Here is a 21301-nt window from a genome sequence, read left to right on the forward strand (position 1 = left end):
GATTTCCGAAGGCCCCACCGGGTCCATAACCCCTCGGGAACCCCTCATTCCCCGAGAACCCCACCGTGGGACACCAGTCTGAGCGCGCCCTGAGCTGATCCTGGCAATTCCCTGATACAGGGGTGATAACCCCATAACGTGCAGTGCCTCCAATCCAGGCATATCACTGGATCAATCATCCTCAATCGACACCGACGGCCGTCCCGCCACCGCGGGTCCGGCGGGACGACCCGGCCGCCGTGTAGAACAGTCCTGTGGAGGCATCGAGCTGGATCAGCGCGTACGAGTCGGGCTGCGCGACCGGATGCGGCGAGCCCCTCGCCGCCGCGTGCAACCCCGGCGGCCCCTGCAACGCCTGCGCCGCGGCCTGCGGCGGCGCCACCGACCCCGGCCCCTTCCACTCCCTCGCCTTGGCGGCCTTCGGCTTCGCGCGGTTGACCTCCGAACGCCTCGAACGCGCCCGCGAGCACCACCGGCCCGGCCCGCGCCGTTTCGGCCTGCGCCTCATCGCCTGCTACCGGCGCCGCCTCTCCCCGCGCGTCGGCGTCGAATGCCGCTTCGTGCCCACGTGCTCGGGCTACGGCTACCGGGCGGTCTCCCGGTACGGCCTGTGGACCGGCGGGCGGCTCGCCCTCGCGCGGGTGCTCCGCTGCCGGCCGGGCGTGACCCGCGGCACCCGCGATCCCGTTCCCGGCGGCCGAGGCGCCCGTTAAGATCCCGGTCATGAGTGAATCGAACCTCGCCGGCAGGCAGTCCGACCGCAGCCCGGCCAAGACCCGCAGCCGCCCCGTCAAGCCCGGGCACCTGGAGGTCGGTGAGTTCACCTCCGGCCACATCGGCGCCTCCTCGCCGTTCGGCTCCGCGACCTTCCCCCTCCCGGTCGGCGACCTCTACTTCGAGCACTCCGGGCCGGTCGGCCCTCGGAACCTCGACGACGAGCGGCACTGACCGGCGCCCCACGAGGGACGCAACAGATCATCAAAACGTTGTAAGAAAATTTCATAGGTGGTATGTTCTTGCGCACACGGGGTGTGCCTCCCGTCATGCGCCCGGCGCTTCGACGGCGACGCCCCGTCCCCCGATCGACCCCGGAGGATGAAGCGCAATGCCGCGTACCGCCCGAATCGCGGCGGGAGTGCTGGGCACGGCCCTGGCACTCACCGCCTGCACCGCCCCGAGCGAACCCCCAGACGAGGACGGCTCGTGGAGCGATGAGCCCGCCGACGACCAGCTCGCCGCCCTCGCCCAGGCCCCCGCGCACGAGGCCGAGCAGTTCTACTTCGTCATGACCGACCGGTTCGCCGACGGCGACCCCTCCAACAACACCGGCGGCCTGGCCGGCGACGCCCTCACCACCGGCTACGACCCCACGCAGCGGATGTTCTACCAGGGCGGCGACCTCGCCGGCGTCGAGCAGCGCCTCGACTACATCGAGGGCCTGGGCACCACCGCGATCTGGCTGACCCCCGTCGTCGTCAACCAGCCCGTGCAGGTCTCCGACTCCTGGACCGGCGCCGGCTACCACGGCTACTGGGGCACCGACTTCACCGCCGTCGACCCCCACCTCGGCGACGACGAGGAGCTCCAGAGCCTCATCGACGCCGCCCACGACCGCGGCATCGCGATCTACCTCGACATCGTCGTCAACCACACCGCCGACGTGATCGAGTACGCCGAAGACGCGAGCACCTATGTCCCCAAGCAGGACTCGCCCTACACGGACGTCGACGGCCGCCCCTTCGAGGACGCCAACTACGCCGCGTCCGAGGAGTTCCCCGCGGTCGACGCCAGCTCCTCGCCGTACACGCCCGTCCTCGAAGCGGGCGAGGAGCGGGTGAAATCGCCCGACTGGCTCAACGACCCGGCGATGTACCACAACCGCGGCGATTCGACCTACACCGGCGAGTCCTCCACCTACGGCGACTTCGCCGGCCTCGACGACCTGTGGACCGAGCGCCCCGAGGTCGTGGACGGCTGGATCGACGTCTACGCCGACTGGATCGCCGACTCCGGCGTGGACGGCTTCCGCATCGACACCGTCAAACACGTCAACCTCGAATTCTGGCCGCAATTTCTTGCAGGCGTGCGCGAGGCCGCCGACGCGAACGGCATCGACTTCTTCGCCTTCGGCGAGGTCTACTCCGGCGACCCCGCCTACACCAGCGCGTTCGTGCGCCAGGCCGACCTCGACGCCGTGCTCGACTTCGGGTTCCACGGCGCGGCCACCGGCTTCGCGACCGGCTCGGCCGGCGCCCAGGGCCTGGGCACCCTCTACGCCTCGGACCCCCTGTTCACCACCGCCGGAACCGACGCCCTCGCGATGCCCACGTTCGTCTCCAACCACGACATCGGCCGCGTCGGGCGCACCATCGCGGAGACCACCGCCGAGGACACCTGGACCGACCGGGCGATCCTGGCCCATCAGCTGATGTTCCTCACCCGCGGCCAACCGGTCGTCTACTACGGCGACGAGCAGGGCTTCACCGGCTCCGGCGGCGACGACTTCGCCCGCCAGACCCTCTTCGCCTCCGAGGTCGCCGACTACCTCGACGACCCGATCATCGGCACGGACGCCACCCACGCCGAGGACCACTACGACACCGACCACCCGATCTACCGGGCCATCGCCGAACTCGGGCAGCTGCGCGCGGACCACCCCGCCCTCGCGAACGGCGCCCAGGTGACCCGCTCGACCGAGGACGGCGTCTTCGCCTTCTCCCGCATCGAGTCCGGCGAAGGCGTCGAGTACCTCGTCGCGGTCTCGAACGCCGAGACCGCGCAGACGGTGGACGTCGCGACCTACTCCGACACCTTCACGCCGATCTACGGCAACGGATCGATCGAGGCCGCCGGCGGCGCCGCGACCATCACCGTCCCGCCGCTGTCGGCCGTGGTCTTCCGCGCCGACGCCGCCGTCCCGACCGGCGACGCGCCCGGCGTCGACCTGACCGTCGCGGCCGAGTCCGCCACCACCGCGCACGTCAGCGCTGAAACGACCGGCGACCCGCTCGCCCGCGTGGCCTTCGCGGTCTCGGTCGACGGCGGCGACTGGACCTACGCCGGCACCGCGCCCGGCCCCGACCACCGGATCGCCTACGACCTCGACGGCCTGCCCGCCGGTGCCGCGGTCGACTTCAAGGCCGTGGCCGTCGACCGCGACGGCCGCACCGCCTCGGCGCGGACCGAGACCGCCGTCGCCACACCCGATCAGGCCGGCGCCTCGCCGACCTGGGCGAACGTCCACTTCGACGGCGACGCCGAGCGGTGGGGCCTCTACGCCTGGGGCGACGTGGACGACGCGTCGCTCACCGAGTGGCCCGAGTCGATCCCCTTCGCGGGCGAGGACGCCTACGGCTCCTTCGCCTCGGTGAAACTCACCGAAGGCGCCTCCTCGGTGGGCTACCTCGTCATCGACGCCGAGGGCGCCAAAGACCACGAGTCCGACCGCACCTTCGATCCCGGTGCGACACCGGAGATCTGGCTCAGCGCGGGCTCGGGCGAGGTCGCCCACTCCCTCGCCGAGGCCAACGGGCACGTCACCGTCCACGCCCCGGCAGACGGCCCCGACTGGGGCCTGCACCTGTGGGGCGAGGCCCTTCCCGAAGGGGCCGCGACCGAATGGGACGCGCCCCTCCCGCCCGACGGCACCGACGACTGGGGCCGGTACTGGCACGTGCCCGTCGCGGACGCGAACGGCGACCTCGGCGTCATCGTCCACTCAGGAGACACAAAGCTCCACGAGGGCGACCTGCTCTTCAAACCCTCGCAACTCGGCGAGACCTGGGTGACCGCGACCGGTGCCCACGCCTCGCAGGCCGCCGCCGACGGCAAGGCCGTGCTCCACTACCAGCGCCCCGACGGCGACTACGACGGCTGGACCCTCCACACCTGGGACGGCGCCGCCGAACCCACCGACTGGAACGCCGGACTGGAACCGGTCCGCACCGACGCCTACGGTCTCGTGTTCGAAGTGGACCTCACCGAGGACGCCCAGGCGCTCTCCTACCTCCTCCACCGCGGCGACGAGAAGGACCTCCCGACCGATCAGCGCCTCGACCTCGCTGAATACGGCCACGAGGTGTGGCTGACGGCCGCCACCGAGGGCTACGTGCGCCCGGCCGGGGCCTCCACCGGCCGCGGCCAGGACCTCGACCTCGCAAAGGAACAGGCGATCTGGCTCGACGCCGACACCGTCGCGCTCGACGTGGACGCGACCGACGGGAAGACCTTCGCGCTCCTCGCCGCCGCCGACGGCTCGATGCGCGTCGAGGACGGCGCGATCGCCGGGAACTTCGACACCATCGGCCTCACTCCCGCCGGCGGCCTCACCGAGGCCCAGCGCAGAGCCGACCCGCAGTACTGGAACTACAAGGCGTTCAAGGTGAACGCCGAGACCGACGTGCGCAAGGCGTTGCGCGGGCAGCTCGTCGCGGTCGAGACCGATCACGCCGGGACGGTCTGGTACGCGACGGGCGTGCAGACCGCGGGCGCGGTCGACGCGGTCTACGCCTCAGCCTTGAACTCGGACCTGGGCGTGACCTGGAAGGGCGGGAAGCCGACAGTGTCGCTGTGGGCGCCGACGGCGCGTTCGGTGAGCCTGGAGCTGTTCGACTCGCCCCAGGACCCGTCGCCGAGCGTTTACGAGATGGAATTCTCCGAGCGCACGGGCGTGTGGACCGTCAAGGGCGCCGAGGACTGGGACCGCAAGTACTACCGGTTCGCGGTGGAGGTGTGGCATCCGGCCTCGCAAGCGATCGAGTCGTACGCGGTGACCGACCCGTATTCGGTGTCGCTGGCGGCGGACTCGACGCACAGCCAGATCGTGGACCTCGACGACGCGGACCTGAAGCCGGCCGGCTGGGACGGCGAGGCGGCCCCCGCCGAGGTCGATCCTGCTGCGGCGCAGGTGTGGGAGGTCCACGTCAGGGACTTCTCGATCGCGGACGCCTCGGTCGAGGAGTCGCTGCGCGGCACCTATGCGGCGTTCACGCAACAGGACTCGGTCTCGGTGCGGCACCTGGCGGACCTGGCCGAGGCCGGGCTCACCCACGTGCACCTGCTGCCGACGTTCGACATCGCGTCGATCCCCGAAATCGGTCAGGACACTGTGGACTGTGACTTGGACGCGATGGCGCCGGATTCGCCCGAGCAGCAGGCCTGCGTCGGCGAGGTCCGCGCCGACGACGCCTACAACTGGGGCTACGACCCGCTGCACTTCAACACCCCCGAAGGCTCCTACGCGACCGAAGCCGATGGGGCGCAGCGCATCCTGGAGTACCGCGAGATGGTCGCGGCGCTCCACGGGCTCGGGCTGCGGGTGGTGAACGACGTGGTCTACAACCACACGGCCGCCGCGGGGACCGACGACAAGTCGGTGCTCGACCGGATCGTGCCGGGCTACTACCACCGGCTCGACGCGGACGGCGAGGTCTACAACTCGACGTGCTGCGCGAACACCGCGACCGATCGGCCGATGTTCGACAAGTTCATCGTCGAGTCCACCGTGCTGTGGCAGGACGCCTACCACGTGGACGGATTCCGCTTCGACCTCATGGGCCACCACCCGAAGTCGAACCTGCTCGCGGTCCAGTCCGCTTTGGACGACGACATGCTCCTGTACGGGGAGGGCTGGGACTTCGGCGAGGTCGCCGGGGACGCCCTGTTCGAGCAGGCCTCGCAGGTGAACATGGCGGGCACGGGGATCGGGACGTTCAACGACCGGATGCGCGACGCGGTGCGCGGCGGCGGGCCCTTCGACGAGGACCCGACGACGCAGGGCTACGGCTCGGGCCTGTGGACCGACCCCGGCGGCGAGGCGACCGAGGACGACCTGGCCGCGCTGCTGCACGCCCAGGACCTGACGAGGCTCGGCCTGGTCGGGAACCTCGCGGCCTACACGTTCACCGCCGCGGACGGCACCGAGACCTCCGGTGCGGACCTCGACTACAACGGGTCCGGCGCCGGATACGCGGCCGAGCCGGGCGACGCGGTGAACTATGTGGACGCCCACGACAACGAGATCCTGTTCGACGCCCTCGCCTACAAACTCGACCCCGACGTCACCAGTACTGAACGCGCGCAGATGCAGGTGCTCGGCCTGGCGACGGCTGTACTGAGCCAGGGCACCGGTTTCGTCACGGCCGGTTCGGAACTGCTCCGGTCGAAGTCGCTCGACCGCGACTCGTACGACTCGGGGGACTGGTTCAACGCGATCCGCTGGGACTGCACAGGCACGGAGGGCTTCGGCCCCTCCAGCAACGGTTTCGGCGCGGGCCTGCCGCCGCAGTGGACCTCCGAGGAGAAGTGGCCGTACGCCGAGGCGGCGATCGCCGCGGTGGACGCGCCCTCGTGCGAGGACATCGCGCTCGCCGAGGTCCGCTACCTCGAACTCCTCCGGATCGCGTCCTCGACGTGCGCGTTCAGCCTCGGTGACGCCGAGGCCGTGGCCGAGCGGGTCGCGTTCCCCCTCGCGGGCGCCGAGGCGCCGGGGGTGATCGTGATGCGCGTCGACCTGGCCGGTCTCGACGACGCGTTCGACGCGGTGACGGTGGTGTTCAACGCGAGCCCGGACGCGGTCGAGGCGACCGTGGCCGAGGCGGCCGGTTCGGGCGCGGGCCTGCACCCGGTCCTGGAGGACTCGGCCGACCCGGCGTTCGCGGAGGCGGGCTTCGACGACGCGAGCGGGACTTTCACCGTTCCCGGGCGCACAGTGGCCGTGTTCGTGAGCTGACCCTGCGGCAGACGCCCAGCTCGCAAGGGCGTCGAGAACGGTCTTGACAGGCCGGTAATACTGGGGATTAGTTTCGGATCCCTGAAACCGGGGCGGGTGCGGCACCCGTCCCGGTTTAACGTCCCCGCCCCGCGCCGCCCTCCCGCGCGGCCCCGCGAACCCCGGAACCGACCGAACTGGCGAGGGCGGACCTGGGGAATGCCGGTTACGATCGGTTCATGACGTACCCCCCGCAAGATCCCGGCTCCTCGAGCGGGCCCGCCTACCCGGGCGGCGACCAGTACGGGCAGCCCCAGCCCGGCCAGCCGCCTGCGGGAGGCTACGCGCCCGGCCAGTACAGCGCCCCGCAGTACCCCACCTCGCAGCAGCCCGTGCCCGGATACGGCCAGTACCCGGGCCACGCGGACCCCAGCGCCCAGTACCAGCCGCAGCCCGGCTACGGCCCCCCGCCGCAGGGCTACCAGGACCCGTACGCGTACGGCGCGCCGCCCGTCCAGCCGACCTCCGGCAGCTCGACCACGGCGATCCTGGTCATCGTGGTCGTCGTGCTCATGGCCGTCGGCGGCGCCGCCGGCTACTTCCTGCTCGGCGGCGACAAGGACGAGGGCACCATCGGGGCCTCCGACGACCAGACCTCGGCGACGACCGAGTCCTCCGACGAGGAGGACGGCGAGGATCCCGACCCCCAGCCGTCGGGCTCGACGCTCACCGTCGCCTCCCTCGGCGCCGTCACGCCGAGCCCCGGCCCCGAGTGGTCGCCCTATTACGGCCCGGGCGAGAACTACGGGCTCGCGAACGACTCCGAGGCCTACTTCATCCAGCACACCGACACCTGGATCTCCTACTTCAGCGTCGGCATCTTCTCCAACCTCGCCGCGCCCTACGACCCGGCGGACCTGCGCGGCAGCGCCCAGGCCGCGACGGCGTACTGGCTGGCGGACGCGTTCGAGTCCACCGTCGGCTTCTCGCAGGGGGAGATCACCTACACGACCGTGGAGGTGGACGGGCGCCCCGGCGTGCTCGCCGAATGGCACAACTCCTGGCAGTCGAGCACGAACACCGAGGACCTGTTCGAGGACACCGCACTGCTGGTGGTCGACGTCGACGGCGTGAACGGCTTCGTCGGCGTCGCGAGCACCTCCGAGTCGGCCGCCGACCTGTACGGGGCCGCGCTCGACGCGCTGCTGGCGACCGACTTCGACGCCGAGACCGCCTGAGCGGCGACGCATCGCCAAGGGCCGCGCCTTCGGGCGCGGCCTTCGGCGTTCACCCCGCGAGCTTCGCCCTGACCCGCCCGAGTTCGAACACCGACCCCAGTTCGAGGTAGACGCCCTCGGCCTCGCGCCATTCGCTCCTGGCGAGCGGCCCCTCGCCCATGGCCTCCAGGGTGTCCCCGATGAGTTCGCGCGCCAGCGCCAGCGCCGTCGGCAGGCCGAGCTCCGTGAACAGCTCGCGGGAGCGCCCGTAGTGCTCGAGCGAGTCGCGGAAGCGGCCCTCCTTGAGGGCCAGCAGCCCGAACCCGATGTTCGTGTGCGCGATGCCCACGGGCGAGCCGATCCCCTCCACCGCCGCCATCATCTCCTCGAAGCACGCGCGGGCCTCGCCCAGCACGCCCAACTGCGCCTGATGCCAGCCCACGACCCATCGCGCGCGGTAGGCCCAGAGCGGGTCCCCGGCCTCGATGAAGCACTCGTGCGCGGCGCGGGCGAAGACCACCGTCTCCTCGTGGCGGTCGCGCCGGCCCGCCTGGGCGCAGTGCCCGTAGTACACGAACCCCTTGGCCCAGGGCTCGCCCAGTTCGTCGGCAAGCGCCAGCGCCCGGCCGAGCAGGGTCTTCACGGCTTCGTCGTCGCCGTTCTGGAACCGGACCGCCGAGAGGTACCCGGTCGAGACGACCTGCTTGAACCCGTCGCCGATGCGCTCGGCGGCCTCCAGTGCGGCGGTCTGCACCGCGTGGAGGTCGTCGACGAGGTTGCGCGAGAAGATGTAGTCGGTCATGCACCATGCGAGCTGCCACACCCGGGTTTCGCGGCCCGGTCCGCGGCTGCGGTGGATCAGGTCGAGCAGGACCTCGTACTCGGTGTGGAACCACGCCGCGGCCTCGCGCGCGTCGGCGATGGGTTCGGGGACGACGCCGGGGCCGGGCGGTTCCAGTCCGGGCGTGTCGCCGTGGGCGGTGAGCAGGTGGTCGGCGAGGTTCGCCGAGTGCACGAAGTACTCGAGCATCCGGTCTTCGGCCGCGCGGCGGTGCTCGGCGTCGACCTCTTGCGCGAAGCGCTCCCTCGCGTAGGCGCGCAGGAGGTCGTGCATGGTGTAGCGGCCTTCGCGGTGCTGGTCGGCCAGGTGCACCTCGGTGAGTTCGGCGAGCGCGGCTTCGGCTTCGGCGACGGTGGCGCCCATGAGGCTGGCCATGGCCGCCGCGGTCAGGTCGGGCCCGGGGTGGAGTCCGAACAGCCGGAACGCGCGCGCGGCCTGGCCGCCGAGTTCCTGGTAGGAGCAGGCGAAGATCGAGCGCGGGTCGGAGGCGATGTCGGTGGAGACGAGGACGTTGAAGACGTTCGTGGTGCTCTCCAGGCGCGACGCCAAGGCCGCCAAGGAGAACTTGGGGTGGGCGGCGGCCCACGCGCCGATGAGGGTCAGCGCGAGCGGCAGCCGGGCGCAGGAGGCGACGATCCGCGACACCGGCGTCTCCTCGGCGAGGGCCCGCTGCATCCCGATGCGCCGCACCAGGAGCGCCCACGCGTCGGTGGCGGTGAGCAGGTCGAGCGGCACGGTCTCGGCGCCGTCGTTCGCGTCGAGCCCGGAGAGGCGGTCGCGGCTGGTGACGAGTGCGAAGCTGCCGGGGGCGACCGGCAGCAGCGGGCGCACCACGCTCGCGTCCCTGGCGTTGTCGAGGACGACGAGGACGCGCCGCTGCGCGAGGACGGTGCGGTACAGGCCGATCCGCTCGTCGAGGCCGGCCGGGACCTGGTGGGATTCGACGCCGAGGGCCGCGAGCGCTTCGGCGAGGACCCCGGCCGGGTCGGCCCCGGGGGTGAGCGGGTCGAAGCCGCGCAGGTTGAAGTACAGGTGGCCGTCGGGGAAGCGGTGGGCGACCCGGTGGGCCCACCACACCGCCAGGGCGGTCTTGCCGACCCCGCCCATGCCGGTGACGACCGCCAGGCCCGAGGCGCCCTCGGCGGCGTCCAGGTACCCGTCGAGGAGCCCGATCTCGTTCTCGCGGCCGGTGAAGCGGGCGTTGGCGCGCGGCAGCATCGCCGGGACGCGCCTGGGCGGGGCCGGTTCGACCGCGACCTGCGGCGGGTCGTGGCGCAGGATCGTGAGGTGGAGTTCGCGCAGTTGCGGGTCGGGGTCGGCGCCGAGGGTCTCGGCCAGGCGGGCCCGGAGGGCCTCGAAGGCCTCCAGGGCCTCGACCGAGCGGCCCGAGACGTGGAGGGCGCGCATGAGCTGCGCGGTGAAGCGCTGGCGGGTGTCGTGGACGGTGACGATCTGGCGCAGCTCCTCGACCAGCTCCGCGTGGCGGTCGAGTTCGAGGTCGAGGTCGATGCGCCGCTCCAGCAGGGCGAGCCGGTATTCGTCGTTGCGGCGGCGGATCGCCTCCACTGTGGTCCCCGAGAGGTCGGCGAGCGCGGGGCCGCGCCATTCGGCGAGGGCCTCGCGCAGTCCGTCGGCGGCGCCGGACAGGTCGCCTTCGGTCCGCCGCCGCCGCGACCGCTCGTCCTTCGCCTTGGCGCGCAGCAGGTCGAGTTCGTCGGCGCCGATGTCGAACCGGTAGGCGCGCCCGACGGTCGCGACCCGGTCGCGCAGCGGCCCGAGCCTGCGGCGCAGCACGCCGACGGTGTTCTGGATCTGCGTGTCGGGGTCCCCGGGGACGTCGAACCCGTATACGGCCCTGACGATGCTGTCGAGCGGGACCGCGTTGTTCGCCTCGTCCAGCAGGATCGCCAGGACCGTCGCGGTGTTCCCGCGCGGGACCGCGACCGCCGCGCCGTCGATCCGGACCTCCAGGGGGCCGAGGATCCGCACGTCGAGGGTTGGCATGTGAGTGACCGCCTTCGCTCGGCTCCGGGGACATTCAGTGTCCCACAAGGCGTCGCGAACCGAGGTCTGCCGAGCCATGACGGAAAGGTGACCGATCCGTGAGGGCCGGGCGCACCTTGGACCCGGACGGCGCCGCGGGCTCGGCGCCCCGGAGCGGAAGGAAGGCCGATGCAGCGGTTCGCGATGCCGGAGGACTACGAGGACCGCCTGGACGAGGGCCGCCGCGCCGCCGCCGGACTCCCGCCGGGCCCGGTGCGCGACGCGGTCGACCGCGCCCTCGCCGCGGCCCCCTCGCGGGAGGTCCACGAACGCGCCGAAGCGCTCGCGGCCGAGGCCTCGGCGCTCACCGGAGCCCTGGAGGAGGCCGCGTTCGACGGCACCGACGCGGGCCGCGTCGCGTGGCTGCGCCTGGACTTCACCGGCCGGCTGCGGTCGCTCTCCTTGAGCCCCACCATCGACCGGTTGAGCAACAAGACCGTCGCCGACGCGATCGAGGCGGCCTGGACGGCCGCCGAGGCCGCCCGCTCCGAGCACGTGCTGCACCTGGAGCGCGGCCAGGCCGCGCTGCTGGCCGGGCGGGTCCCCGACCCGCTGGGCGACGCGATCCGCGAGGCGCTCGCCCGCAGCGCCGGCGAGCGCTTCGCGCACACCACCGAGGACGACCTGTGCTCGGCGGAGGTGAACCTGGAGGGCCGATTGACGGGCCTGCGGTTCCTGGTGCCGAACGCGACCCTCGACACCGAGTGCGAGGCGCTGGCCGCCTGCGCGGCGTCCACGATCGCGCTCGTGCAGGCCCGCGCCGCCGAGCGACTGTCCGAAGTGGTGTCGAACTGCGGGGTATGAGGGAGGAATCCGATGGCCTACGAATGCGACCGGTGCGGCAGGAGCATCGACGACTACGAGGGCACCTGCTCGTCGTGCCAAGGCGATCCGATGGAGGAGGAGCTGCTCTACGGCGACGGCGGGGCCGCGCCGCCGAAGTCCGACGGCGGCGGCGGAGGCTTCGTCGTGCTGGTCATCGTGGTCCTGATCCTCTACTTCGTCTGCCGAGGCTGAGGCACCCGGTGCCGGTCTCGGCGGTTCAGCGGATCCGGACCGGGAACAGGACGGTGCTCGCGATGACCCGGTCGCGTTCTGCGGCCCGCTCCAGACGCCTCGGGTCGGCCATGTAGGCGTCGATCGCGTCCTGCCCGGGGAAGCGGTAGACGTGGACCTCGTGCGGGTTGCCGTCCGCGCCGTCGCCGACCGCGCGCGAGACCAGCTCGCCCCCGTGCTCGGGCACGAGCGCGAGCACCTCGTCCTCGTAGGCGGTCATCGCCGCCTCCAGGCCGGGACGGGCCCGCAGCAGGCAGCACAGCTCGATCGCATCGCTCATGCCGACCATGATCCCAGCCGCGAGACGCGGCGCGAACACCGTGCCGGAACCGGCCTCGAACGGAAGCCGAGCCGCCTCCACACCGGTGTGAGCGAACCGGTCCCGGTCACCGGCAATGCACACCACGTCGAACCCGCGCAGGTGTAGAAGCGGGCATGTTCTCCTTTTCGAGGAGGCCGACGTCGGGGGCGAACCCGCGAGCGTCAAAGCGGGGGCGGCGCATCGCCCGCCCCCGCCTCGCCCCCATTCCGCTCACGCGTAAGGGTTGTCGTCGCCTTCGAGCTTCGCGATGCCCCAGACGTCCTCGTCGGGGTCCTCGGTCAGGAACGACTCCCGGGTGACCTCATCGTCGGACCCGCCTCCGGCGCCGCGGCCGCCGCCGCCCATCATGGCGCCTCCCGCACCCGCCTTCGACCCGGTCGCGGCGGCCCCCGCCGCGCCCACCGGCGCACCGACCGCGCCGGTTCCCAACGCCCCCGGCGACACCGTCCCGGTCCCGGCCGCCAGACCGCCGCCCAGGCCACTGCCGACGCCACCGCCGAGTCCGCCTCCGGAACCGCCGCCCGAGGCCAGCCCGCCCGTGTAGTCCTCCGGGTCCGGCAGTTCCACCGCCTCCCAAGGGTTCTCGACCTCGGGAACCTCCGGCTGCGCGAAATCCTCCATCCCCGAAGGGTTCTGCGGCATCGCCGGCTGCTCGGCGGCCGACCCGCCCGGCTCCTCCTGCGAAGCCTCCTCCTCCGGCTCGCCCGACTCCTCCGCCTCCTCGGTCTCCTCCTCAGCCGCTTCGTCCTCTTCGGAGGCTCCCTCCTTCTCCGCCTCGGACGTGTGGTCCTCGGCCAGCCGGTGCAAGCCGCGGCCCTCCTCGCCCGACCCGCCGCTCTTGTCCTCCAACGGCTTCAGCAGATCCGCCGCGGTCGAGAGCGCCGCGCCCGCCGCCGCGTCGGCCGCGTTCACCAGCGACAGGAGCGCCTGCAAGCCCAACGTCCCGGCCGCCGCCTGCGCCTGGAGCGCCGCCTCCAGGAGCGCGCCGAACGGCCCGGCCATCGCGATCGCCGTGCGCTGCAACGCCCCGAGCGTCACCAGCGGCGCGGGCTGCACGTCGAACCCGGTCGCCTTCAGCGCCGCGTCGGCCACCTTCAGCGCCGTGCACTGCGCGACCATCTGCGCGCCGGTCGCGCTCAGGCTCCCCGCCGCCGCGGTGACCTCCCCGATCACTTGGGAGACATGGGCGTTCACGTTCCCGACCTCCCCGTTGAAGGCGTCGTTCGCCGTGTCCTTCCAGTGGACGTTGATCCACGCCACCTGCTCGCCGTACTCGCTCTGATGCGTCGCCAGATCGGCCGCCGCCGCGGTCATCTCCGAGGCGTAGCCGATGAACTCCGAAGGCTCGGCCGACAATGCGTCCTGATACGTGGGCATGGGGTCTCCTATCGCGTCTCGTCGTCGGGAAGGTCGTTCTCGATGCCGCCGAAGCGGGTCCCGGTCTCCTGGTCGGCCGCCTCCAGGTCGTCGGCGCTGGCGACGACCTGCCCGCCCTGCCAGTCCAGGCGCCGCTCGACGCCCGAGGCGACGGCCGCCAGCGCGGTCTGCCAGCGCCGTCCGGCCTCGCCGGTGGCGAAGCCGCCGTTGCGGTCGGCCGCGGTCTGCGCCGGGCGCTCGACCCGGCGGGACGCGTTCTGGGCGCCCGGTGCGAGCCCACGCAGCCTGGTGCCGCCCGTTCGCACGTCGTCCACGTCCATGTGCACGGTCATGGGTCCTCCTTCGAGGTGCCGCGCCCCTGGGGGTTCGCGAGCTCCCAGCGGGCGGACGCCCGGCGGCGTCAGGCGTACTGTCGCGCGCGCGATCACGGGTCGGTCCCGCACCGATTGCGGCGCGGCCATGACGGATCCGTGACCGCGCGGGCTTCTATGGGGCGCAGCGGTGTTCATGGCAGGGGGCGAGTCCCCGGCGAAGCGACGAGGAGGTGCGCCGCCGATGACCGACGATCCGTTCGCGGCAGGCGAGGAGTCGACCGACGATCCGACCGAAGGCGCCGAGGGGGGCTTCTTCGCCGCGGGTTCGCTGGAGCTGCCGTCGTTCACGTTCACGATCGCCTTCGGCGACACCGCTTCGGCCGGCGGCGCTCGGGCCGGTTGCTCCTCGGCCGAGTGCCCCCATCCGGTGGCGCACCCGGCCGAGGAGGAGTGGGTGCGGCTCGCCTCGGCGGTGCCGGTGGAGGGCCAGCTGCACCGGTTCAAGCCGCGCTGCGAGGGCATGGCCTACCCGACCGAGGCGGACTTCCGGGCCGCGGTGGCCGCGGTCCGACCCGAGGACGCCGACGCGTTCTCGTTGCAGCGCTTGCGCACCGGTTGGACAGAGGAGGTCGCCTCTGTCATCGGGCAGTGGCCCGGGCGCCTGAAGTCGAGCCTGTCGGCGCTGTCGGAGGGTTGGGCGGGGGAGGACTTCGACGCGTTCGCCGCGCAGGCCGACCAGGCGAGGCAGCTCCTCGAAGGCGTCATCGACGACGTCGAGGCCGGTGCCGCGGAACTTGAGGGCCGCGAGGCGGCGATCTACACGCTCCAAGGCGGCGATTCCGGTGAGATCCCCTATCCGGCGCCGTTGGTCGGCTGCGAGGGCGACTGGTCGGAGATGGCGGCGCTGCATGTGCGGCCCGCGTGGTGGCACGGGGACTGCATCCGCATGACCTGCGAGGAGGCCGAGCGGGCGCTCGAACTCGCTGGGGCGGATGCGGCTTTGGCGACCGAGGTGCGCGAGTTCATCGAGGAGAAGGTCGGCGAGGGCCTTCTCGGCTTGGGCGCCGTGGTGTCGGACGTGCGGCGGCTCGCGGGCGAGGAGGCCAAGGAGGTCTTCTCGGGTCGGGTCGCGGCCGAGGTCTCGGCGTACCTGGAGCGGCAGGCCGCGATCGACGAGGCGATCGCCGAGAAGCGGGCCGGGCAGAGCGAGGAGCTGGCGGCCGTGCGGGTCCCGGGCGAGGACCGGCCGTGGCCGAGCAGCGCCGACACCTCCTATATGGATCTCAGTGCGCCGCAGGCCGAGCACCCGGCCCCGCCGGCGGCCCCGCAGACGATCGAGGACCCGACTCCGGTGCCGCCCGGCGGCGACGGCTCGACGGCCACCGAGGAGGCCGAACCCGAGGACGAGAACCCTTGGGACGCAGCGGAGAACGAGACGACCTCCGGCGGCCTCGCGAGCGGCGGCGGCTTCTCCGGCGGTGCTGGAGGCGCGTTCGGCGCCGGCGGCGCGAACCGGATCGGCGGGATGCCCGCGCCGGGCGGACCCGGCGGCGTCCCGCAGGGTCTGTTCGGCCCGGCGATCACCGGGACGGCCGCGCCCGCGGCCACCGGCGGCGCGGGCGGTGCCCGGCCGGGCCACGTCCAGGGCCCGCAGTCCGGCGCCCCCGGCAAGGCCGCGGCCCGTTCGGAGAAGCGGGCCGAGGAGCGGGCCGAGGAGCCGCCGCAGGATCTCGCGCGCCGCGAGACCGGCAACGTCTGGGGCTACGTCAAGCCCAACGAGGACCCCTACAACTGACCCGCGAGCGGCGGAAGGAGTGCGAGATGGGCGAGCGAGTGTTCGATCCCGATGCGATCGAGGAGTACCGGCTGTTCCTGCTGGGATTGATCGAGGAGTTGGAGGAGCGGGTGATCCCGGTGCTGGCGACCGGGACGCTGAGCCGGGCCCCGGCGTTCGGGACCGCGCCGGGCGCGGCCGAGAACGCCACCGGCCAGTACCTCGACTTCCACGCGGCCACCTGGAGGAACCTGCAATACCTCCGCGGCGCCCTCCACGGCATGGAGGCCGCGCTCGCCGAGACCACCAGCGGCGAGGACGGCATCGGCTTCTACTTCCGGTTCACGGCCGACGCCCCACCGACCGAACCGGCCTGAACCGCAGGTGACGGGGCCGGCCGTGATCGTTTTCTTTCGCTTACCCCTCTTACCATCCCTAACCCCCACCCACCCAAAAGGGGACCGATCGTCGCCACGCTCGATCATGGCGCGGGGGTCCGACAGGAAACGCCCGAGATCCGGCCTTCGGGCCCGAGTTGTCACCCGATCGTGTGAGCCGGGTTGGCGTCCGACTGGCAGGGTGCGGACGCCGACGGCACGAGACCGGGGGACACGGCGGCGCCCGCCCACATGTGCGCGTGGGCGGGCGCCGCCGCATTCCCTACTCCGGCTCTGTAGAGCTGGAAGTCTCCCGCCGAGCCGAGTGCCCGGCGCACCCGGCGCTCGGACGCCTCACCGGGGCGGACCACTCCGCCCCGGCCACCGGGCTCGGTCAGTCCTGAATGCCCCGCCAGGGCCGAGCGCTCCGGCCCGGCCATCTGGCTTGGCAGGTCCCGAACCTCTCACCGGGGCCGAGCGGTCCGGCCCGGCCTTCGATTCGGCCGATTTCGAACGCCTCGTCGCTAGAAGGCCTCGTCCGGGAGGTCCATCGGGACCAGGTCGGCGGCCTCGACGACCTTGCGGTCGGCGGTCACCCGCGGCAGGACCTCCTTGGCGAAGAACTTCGCCGAGGCGACCTTCCCGCGGTAGAAGTCGTCGTCCGCCCCTGCGTCCAGCTTGTTCTGCGCGACCTCGGCCTGGCGCAGCAGCAGCCACCCGACCACCAGGTCGCCGACGGCCAGCAGCAGCCGGCGCGAGTGGAGCCCGACCTTGTACAGCTCGCGCGGCTCGCCCGACATCGGGCCCATGAGCGCCGGCTGGAGCGCCTCGATGATGCCCTGCACGTCCCCGAGCGCCCGCAGGATCTTCGCGCGGGTCTCCTCCAGGTCGGCGTGGCCGTCCTGGGTGGTCGCCATGATCTCGGAGGCGACGGCCATGAGCGCCTCGCCGTTGTCCTTGACGATCTTGCGGAACAGGAAGTCGAGGCTCTGGATCGCGGTGGTGCCCTCGTAGAGCGTGTCGATCTTCGCGTCGCGCACGTACTGCTCCAGCGGGTAGTCCTGGAGGTAGCCCGAGCCGCCGAAGGTCTGGAGCGACTCGCTGCTCAGCAGCTCGTACGCCCGCTCCGAACCGCAGCCCTTGACCAGCGGCAGCAGCAGGTCGTTGATCCGCTTGGCGGTCTCGGCGGCCTCCTCGTCGCCGTCGAGCTCGGCCAGGCGCGCCTTGTCCTGCCACGACGCGGTGTAGGAGACCAGCGCCCGCAGGCCCTCGGCGTAGCTCTTCTGGAGCAGCAGCGAGCGGCGCACGTCCGGGTGCTTGATGATCGGCACGCGCGGCGAGGCCTTATCGGTGGACTTGAGCAGGTCCGGCCCCTGGATGCGGCTCTTGGCGTAGTCGAGCGCGTTGAGGTAACCGGTGGAGAGGGTCGCGATCGCCTTGGTGCCCACCATCATCCGCGCGTACTCGATGATGAGGAACATCTGGCGGATGCCCTCGTGCTTCTCGCCGAGCAGCCAGCCCTTCGCGGGGGCCTTCTCGCCGAAGGTGAGCTCGGCGGTGGCCGAGACCTTGAGGCCCATCTTGTGCTCGACGTTGGTGACGTTCACGCCGTTGCGCGCGCCGAGCTCGCCCGTGGCCGGGTCGAACTCGTACTTCGGCACGATGAACAGGCTCAGGCCCTTGGTGCCCGGGCCGCCGGCGCCCTCTTCGCCCACGGGGCGGGCGAGCACGTAGTGGATGATGTTGTCGGTCATGTCCTGGTCGCCGGAGGTGATGAACCGCTTGACGCCCTCGATGTGCCAGGAGCCGTCGGCCTGCTTGTAGGCCTTGGTGGTGCCCGCGCCCACGTCGGAGCCCGCGTCGGGCTCGGTGAGGACCATGGTCGCGCCCCAGCCCCTGTCGACGAAGAGCTTCGCCCACTCCTTCTGCTCGTCGGTGCCCTCGAGGTGCGCGGTGTGCGCGAACGAGGAGCCGGCGGCGTACATCCACAGGGCGGGGTTGGCGCCGAGCACGAGTTCGGCGAGGGACCACCAGAGCATGCGCGGGGCGACGGTGCCGCCGAGGACCTCGGGGAGGTCCAGCCGCCAGTACTCGGCGTCGATGAAGGCCCGGTAGGACTTCTTGAAGGACTCGGGCAGCGTCACCGAGTTCGTCGCGGGGTCGAACACGGGCGGGTTGCGGTCGCCCTCGACGAAGCTCGCGGCGAGCTCCTCCTCGGACAGGCGCGCCAGTTCGCTCAGGATCTCGCGGGCGGTGGCCTCGTCCAGGTCCGGGAAGGACGGGTGGTCGAGGATGGTGTCCGCTCCGAAGACCTCGAAGAGATTGAACTCCAGATCCCGGAGGTTGTGGCGGAAGTGCGTCATTGCGGGTCCTCCATTACTCGGTGGTAACCACCATCATATTACCCGCGAGTAAGTACCTCAAGCATCCCGCGCCGACCAGCGTGAAGCTTGCCAGATTTCCGGCCGCAGGGAGCCGTGCGGGCGGCGCGACACGCCCGGATCGTTCCTTCGATCGGGTGAGCGGCGGGGAAAACCCGGAAACGCCGTAACCGGCGCAACCGTGCCTCGTTGAACCGAACGACAGGCCGCCTGTGCGACGCACCCGCGCAGGCGCGTCCGTCTCGGCGAAACCATGCGCGCCGAGCACCTTCCAGGTCCAGGAGCCGCCCCCATGATCCGAACCGTCGCCGGCCGCTTGGCCGCCCGCGCCCGTCCCAACTACATCGGCCGCCACCGCCGCGCCCGGCCGGTCCTGCACCGCGTCTTCCGGCTGCCCGCCGCGACCGGTCCGGCCGCCGTCGCCGTCCCCGCCCAGTCCGCCGCGGGGCGATAGGGGACCCGGTGGCCGCCCGGTCGGCCCCGGGGCGCTGACGTTGTCCCGCTCGGCTCTAGGCCCTGCTCAGCCGGCCTCGGGCCGGTAGTCCAGGAGCAGCAGCGCGATGTCGTCGGCCAGCGGGCCGCCGACCCAGCGCCGCAGCGCCGACTCCAGCGAGGCCAGCCCGTCGCCCACGTCCCCGTGGCCGATGAGGCTCCAGGCGCGCTCGCGGATCGGGAAGAACTCGCCGTCCTTGCGCGCCTCGGCCAGGCCGTCGGTGTACAGGAAGATCCGGTCGCCCGGCTGGAGCCGCAGCGTCAGCTCCCGCACCGAGGGGTTCAGCCCCAGCGGCGGCGCCATCGACTCGGGCTCCAGGTACGTCGCCACGCCGTCGCGCACCAGCATCGGCGGCGGATGCCCGCAGTTCATGATCTCCAGGGTCCCGCCGCGCTCCTGCATGAGGACGGCGGTCACGAAGTCCTCGTCGCCGGCGTTGCGGGCCACCGCGTGGTCGAGGTCGGTGATCATGCACCGCTGGTCGGCCCGCTCGAACGCCACGTGCCGGTAGGAGCCCAGCACCGTGGAGGACAGTCGCACCGCGTCCAGGCCCTTGCCGCGCACGTCGCCGATGATGATCCGCACCCCGAACTCGGTGCCGAGGGCCTCGTACAGGTCGCCGCCGATCTCCGCGCCCGACCGCGCCGAGACGTACCGCGCGGCGATGTCGAACGGGCCCAGCCGGTGGTCGATCGGCCGCAGGATCGCCTGCTGCACCACCGAGGCGAGCTGCGTGAGCTTGCGCAGCCGGTCGTCGTCGCGCTCGCGCACGATCGCCACGGCCGCGGCGATCATCACCGCGACGGCCACGACCAGGAAGTCCACCCCGTAGGAGGCCATCGCCGTCACCGCGAAGCCCTGGAGGACCCACAGGTACCCGAAGGCGATCGCCATGCTCGCGACCCCGACCCCGGCCACCCAGCGCCACGGCAGGAACGCCGAGGCCGCCAGGGGAGGCAGCGCCAGCCAGGAGACGGCGTGCGAATCGCCCTGCGCGCTCAGGCGCAGCCCGACCAGGACCACCACGACGGCGAAGGCGGCGGTGAACGCCGATCGCACCGATGGCGCCGACCAGCCGTTCCAGCGGTCAGCGCGGGCCACGTTGGGCCTTCGTCGCAACATCGTGCGCATGTGAGCGAATGCCTCCTTCCTACCGGATCGCAGCGGGGTCCCCCGCGCGTTCGCCGAAGGTCCGATGCGGGGGTACCCGTTTCGGACGCGGGACGCCTCGTGCGCGCCGGCCGGAACCGGAGGGGATCGCCGCGCCCGAGGGGACCTGGCCGAAGCGGCGCGGGGATCTGCGCCGGGCCTCGACCGTCGTCGACGGGGTGTGCGGGTCGCCTGACCCGATTCGACCATCGCCGATGTGAAGATCGTAATGGTCGCCGGGGCCTGACCGGGCGTGGAGGACACCGCCGTACGGGTGTCGGCGAAGTCTGTTCGTTCGGTCGGATCCGAGCGCCGAAAGTGCCGCCCCGACCTCGTCTGTTCGGACGGTGCCGGGCCGTGCCGCGGGTGCCGGGACCGGGCTCGATCGCCGCGCCCGCGGGCGTGACGAAAGGCGCTGGCGGGCCCGGTTCGGCTGTGCGAATCTTGGACGCGTGCAGTTCACGCTCTCGCAGGTTCCGTTCGACGGCCCTGTGGCGCAGACCCTCTGCGCCGAGATCCAGCAGGAGTACGTCCGCCGCTACGGCGCGGGCGACGAGACCGCGCTCGGCCGCGGCGACTTCGACCCGCCCGGCGGCGACTTCATCGTGGCCTTCGACGAGGCCGGCGAGCCGGTCGGCTGCGGCGGCTGGCGCTCCCACGAGGAGCACGACGCCGAGATGAAGCGCGTCTACGTCCGCGAGCACGCCCGCCGGCAGGGCCTGGCCCGCCGGCTAGTGGCGGCCGTGGAGGCCTCGGCGGCAGCGGCCGGACGCGCGCGCCTGATCCTGGAGACCGGCCCCCGCCAGCCCGAGGCGATCGCGATGTACGAGGCCATCGGCTACGTCCCGGTGACGCCTTTCGGGCATTACGCGGCCGAGGACGGCTCGCTCCACCTCGGCAAGGTCCTGCGCGCCGACCGGGTCGCGAGCGACTGACAACCAGCCGCCCCGACAGGCCCGGCGGCGGACCGCCCGGGGCCCTTGTATACTCGGTGCGGCTCCGCTCAGGCGGAGTTCGCGGGTGTAGTTCACTGGTAGAATGCGACCTTCCCAAGGTTGAGAAGCGGGTTCGATTCCCGTCACCCGCTCCGCGTCTTTCACGGCCGTCCCGGTTCCGGGGCGGCCGTTTCCGCGTCCCCTCCGGCCGCTCCCCGCGCGCTCCGCGCAGCCGCCCCCGACGCCCCGTGCGCGAACAGTCGCGTTTCGCGCGCAAATGATCATGACCCCTACCTGCGTTTACGCCTACGTC

Annotated in this window: 16 protein-coding genes and 1 tRNA gene; 11 read left to right on the forward strand and 6 right to left on the reverse strand. The window is 72.2% G+C overall.

The features are described 5' to 3' along the window. Window positions 1-254: 254 nt before the first annotated feature. The 4 genes from yidD to IF12_RS24490 all read left to right on the forward strand — a co-directional run bounded on the left by yidD (window position 255) and on the right by IF12_RS24490 (window position 7947). Window positions 255-713 carry a membrane protein insertion efficiency factor YidD gene (gene yidD, locus IF12_RS26785; RefSeq protein ID WP_051704716.1) on the forward strand — a complete coding sequence of 153 codons (459 nt, stop codon included), beginning with the start codon at window positions 255-257 and terminating at the stop codon, window positions 711-713. Window positions 714-723: 10 nt separating this feature from the next. After that, window positions 724-948 (forward strand): hypothetical protein, encoded by a 225-nt coding sequence (locus tag IF12_RS0121285; RefSeq protein ID WP_030162118.1) that lies wholly within the window; start codon window positions 724-726, stop codon window positions 946-948. A gap of 157 nt (window positions 949-1105) precedes the next feature. Then, window positions 1106-6730: a pullulanase-type alpha-1,6-glucosidase gene (pulA, locus tag IF12_RS27085; protein ID WP_081913823.1), complete on the forward strand. Its 5625-nt coding sequence runs from the start codon at window positions 1106-1108 to the stop codon at window positions 6728-6730. 218 nt (window positions 6731-6948) lie between these two features. Continuing rightward, window positions 6949-7947: a hypothetical protein gene (locus tag IF12_RS24490; protein WP_030162122.1), complete on the forward strand. Its 999-nt coding sequence runs from the start codon at window positions 6949-6951 to the stop codon at window positions 7945-7947. 49 nt (window positions 7948-7996) lie between these two features. Here IF12_RS24490 and IF12_RS23460 read toward each other — a convergent pair whose 3' ends face one another. Next, window positions 7997-10771, reverse strand: coding sequence for a BTAD domain-containing putative transcriptional regulator (locus tag IF12_RS23460; protein WP_051704718.1), 2775 nt, complete (start codon window positions 10769-10771; stop codon window positions 7997-7999). A 168-nt stretch (window positions 10772-10939) separates the two neighbouring features. On the opposite strand from IF12_RS23460, the gene IF12_RS0121305 reads away from it, so the two are divergent. Next, window positions 10940-11614: a hypothetical protein gene (locus IF12_RS0121305; protein WP_030162126.1), complete on the forward strand. Its 675-nt coding sequence runs from the start codon at window positions 10940-10942 to the stop codon at window positions 11612-11614. Window positions 11615-11626: 12 nt separating this feature from the next. Then, window positions 11627-11827, forward strand: coding sequence for a hypothetical protein (locus tag IF12_RS0121310; protein WP_030162128.1), 201 nt, complete (start codon window positions 11627-11629; stop codon window positions 11825-11827). A gap of 25 nt (window positions 11828-11852) precedes the next feature. Here IF12_RS0121310 and IF12_RS0121315 read toward each other — a convergent pair whose 3' ends face one another. The 3 genes from IF12_RS0121315 to IF12_RS0121325 form a co-directional block, all read right to left on the reverse strand. Then, window positions 11853-12146: a hypothetical protein gene (locus tag IF12_RS0121315; RefSeq protein WP_051704725.1), complete on the reverse strand. Its 294-nt coding sequence runs from the start codon at window positions 12144-12146 to the stop codon at window positions 11853-11855. Window positions 12147-12398: 252 nt separating this feature from the next. Next, on the reverse strand, window positions 12399-13565 hold the full coding sequence (locus IF12_RS0121320; protein WP_133884068.1) for a hypothetical protein: 1167 nt from the start codon (window positions 13563-13565) through the stop codon (window positions 12399-12401). Between the two features lie 8 nt (window positions 13566-13573). Next, window positions 13574-13897, reverse strand: coding sequence for a hypothetical protein (locus IF12_RS0121325; protein ID WP_030162133.1), 324 nt, complete (start codon window positions 13895-13897; stop codon window positions 13574-13576). A 223-nt stretch (window positions 13898-14120) separates the two neighbouring features. On the opposite strand from IF12_RS0121325, the gene IF12_RS0121330 reads away from it, so the two are divergent. Further along, window positions 14121-15674 carry a hypothetical protein gene (locus IF12_RS0121330; protein ID WP_030162135.1) on the forward strand — a complete coding sequence of 518 codons (1554 nt, stop codon included), beginning with the start codon at window positions 14121-14123 and terminating at the stop codon, window positions 15672-15674. Between the two features lie 26 nt (window positions 15675-15700). After that, window positions 15701-16030, forward strand: a complete 330-nt coding sequence (locus IF12_RS0121335; protein WP_030162137.1) for a hypothetical protein — start codon at window positions 15701-15703, stop codon at window positions 16028-16030. A 524-nt stretch (window positions 16031-16554) separates the two neighbouring features. On the opposite strand, the gene IF12_RS0121340 is transcribed toward IF12_RS0121335, so the two are convergent. After that, window positions 16555-18393, reverse strand: a complete 1839-nt coding sequence (locus tag IF12_RS0121340) for an acyl-CoA dehydrogenase (RefSeq protein ID WP_030162139.1) — start codon at window positions 18391-18393, stop codon at window positions 16555-16557. A 310-nt stretch (window positions 18394-18703) separates the two neighbouring features. Here IF12_RS0121340 and IF12_RS25885 point away from each other — a divergent pair, with 310 nt between their 5' ends. Further along, window positions 18704-18865 (forward strand): hypothetical protein, encoded by a 162-nt coding sequence (locus tag IF12_RS25885; protein ID WP_156036872.1) that lies wholly within the window; start codon window positions 18704-18706, stop codon window positions 18863-18865. Between the two features lie 66 nt (window positions 18866-18931). Here the strand turns inward: IF12_RS25885 and IF12_RS0121350 are convergent, their stop codons facing one another. Further along, entirely contained in the window at window positions 18932-20035 is a 1104-nt protein-coding gene (locus IF12_RS0121350) for a PP2C family protein-serine/threonine phosphatase (protein ID WP_197034827.1), read from the reverse strand. Window positions 20036-20505: 470 nt separating this feature from the next. Here IF12_RS0121350 and IF12_RS0121355 point away from each other — a divergent pair, with 470 nt between their 5' ends. Beyond that, window positions 20506-20988: a GNAT family N-acetyltransferase gene (locus tag IF12_RS0121355; RefSeq protein ID WP_030162143.1), complete on the forward strand. Its 483-nt coding sequence runs from the start codon at window positions 20506-20508 to the stop codon at window positions 20986-20988. 81 nt (window positions 20989-21069) lie between these two features. Beyond that, window positions 21070-21140, forward strand: a tRNA-Gly gene (locus tag IF12_RS0121360). The last annotated feature ends 161 nt before the right edge of the window (window positions 21141-21301 follow it).

Source organism: Glycomyces sp. NRRL B-16210 (assembly GCF_000719515.1).
Lineage (GTDB): Bacteria > Actinomycetota > Actinomycetes > Mycobacteriales > Micromonosporaceae > Glycomyces.

Bases quoted from the DNA above. Each gene is read 5' to 3' on its own strand.
- IF12_RS23460 (WP_051704718.1), bottom strand. From the start codon at position 10,771: ATGCCAACCCTCGACGTGCGGATCCTCGGCCCCCTGGAGGTCCGGATC.
- IF12_RS0121310 (WP_030162128.1), top strand. From the start codon at position 11,627: ATGGCCTACGAATGCGACCGGTGCGGCAGGAGCATCGACGACTACGAG.
- IF12_RS0121315 (WP_051704725.1), bottom strand. From the start codon at position 12,146: ATGAGCGATGCGATCGAGCTGTGCTGCCTGCTGCGGGCCCGTCCCGGC.
- IF12_RS25885 (WP_156036872.1), top strand. From the start codon at position 18,704: ATGATCCGAACCGTCGCCGGCCGCTTGGCCGCCCGCGCCCGTCCCAAC.
- IF12_RS0121335 (WP_030162137.1), top strand. From the start codon at position 15,701: ATGGGCGAGCGAGTGTTCGATCCCGATGCGATCGAGGAGTACCGGCTG.
- IF12_RS24490 (WP_030162122.1), top strand. From the start codon at position 6,949: ATGACGTACCCCCCGCAAGATCCCGGCTCCTCGAGCGGGCCCGCCTAC.
- IF12_RS0121320 (WP_133884068.1), bottom strand. From the start codon at position 13,565: ATGCCCACGTATCAGGACGCATTGTCGGCCGAGCCTTCGGAGTTCATC.
- IF12_RS0121285 (WP_030162118.1), top strand. From the start codon at position 724: ATGAGTGAATCGAACCTCGCCGGCAGGCAGTCCGACCGCAGCCCGGCC.
- IF12_RS0121350 (WP_197034827.1), bottom strand. From the start codon at position 20,035: ATGCGCACGATGTTGCGACGAAGGCCCAACGTGGCCCGCGCTGACCGC.
- IF12_RS0121330 (WP_030162135.1), top strand. From the start codon at position 14,121: ATGACCGACGATCCGTTCGCGGCAGGCGAGGAGTCGACCGACGATCCG.
- IF12_RS0121305 (WP_030162126.1), top strand. From the start codon at position 10,940: ATGCAGCGGTTCGCGATGCCGGAGGACTACGAGGACCGCCTGGACGAG.
- IF12_RS0121325 (WP_030162133.1), bottom strand. From the start codon at position 13,897: ATGACCGTGCACATGGACGTGGACGACGTGCGAACGGGCGGCACCAGG.
- IF12_RS0121340 (WP_030162139.1), bottom strand. From the start codon at position 18,393: ATGACGCACTTCCGCCACAACCTCCGGGATCTGGAGTTCAATCTCTTC.
- pulA (WP_081913823.1), top strand. From the start codon at position 1,106: ATGCCGCGTACCGCCCGAATCGCGGCGGGAGTGCTGGGCACGGCCCTG.